This window comes from Vibrio sp. D173a (assembly GCF_030248475.1).
Genome location: NZ_JAHGAH010001213.1, coordinates 1 through 712, shown reverse-complemented (window position 1 = coordinate 712; position 712 = coordinate 1). Strand labels below are relative to the sequence as shown.

Below are 712 nucleotides of genomic sequence, written 5' to 3'. Positions count from 1 at the left end.
CGATCTTCTTGAGCTCTTTGCTCCGAAGATCTGGGGTGTTGCTATACATGTTCTCAATCAGCCATGACCATTTATCTGACTGAAGCAATGCGCTGATCTTTTCACTCTCTTTACGAGCGCGTTTTAAACTCCATTGAGGCGAGATGCCAGCATGTGCCATCACAAATTCATCATGTTCTTGAAGCAGCGGTTGTTCACGTAACCAACTGAGTAGTGCTTCTTTGTCCGGAGCATCTAAGATCGGTTGGGTTTTGTCTTTTGCTTTCGCAGTGAATAAACCTAGAGATACTGCCAGTAGGTGAAGATCATGATTGCCCAATACAACCTTCGCAGAATCGCCGAGGTCACGAATATATCGAAGTGCCTCTAGCGATTTCGGTCCACGAGCAACAAGGTCTCCGGCAACCCATAAGGTATCTTTGATTGGATTGAATTGGATCTGCTCAAGGAGCTGCTGAAATTCATCAAAGCAGCCTTGAATATCTCCGACAATATAATTCGGCAAAGTTAATTCCTGTAAAATCGGTAGGGAAGGCTAAGGGTTAGTTGAGAATGTTGGGGATTGCCAATCGAAACGGCTCGATTTCAGCAATGAACTCTGCCCCTTTGCTGTCGGTCATGATGTAGTGTCCCTGCATCACTCCCACTGGGGTCTCAATGACAGTGCCACTGGTGTATGTGTATTCGTCACTGGACTCAATCACAGGCTGCT

At 46.2% G+C, this 712-nt stretch carries 2 protein-coding genes; both read right to left on the bottom strand.

Annotation, left to right across the window (positions count from 1 at the left end; all coding sequences use genetic code 11):
- The coding region (locus KIV40_RS32375; protein WP_285353451.1) for a symmetrical bis(5'-nucleosyl)-tetraphosphatase at window positions 1–505 on the bottom strand (505 nt) is incomplete at its 3' end.
- 37 nt (window positions 506–542) lie between these two features.
- The coding region (locus KIV40_RS32370; RefSeq protein WP_285353452.1) for an ApaG domain at window positions 543–712 on the bottom strand (170 nt) is incomplete at its 5' end.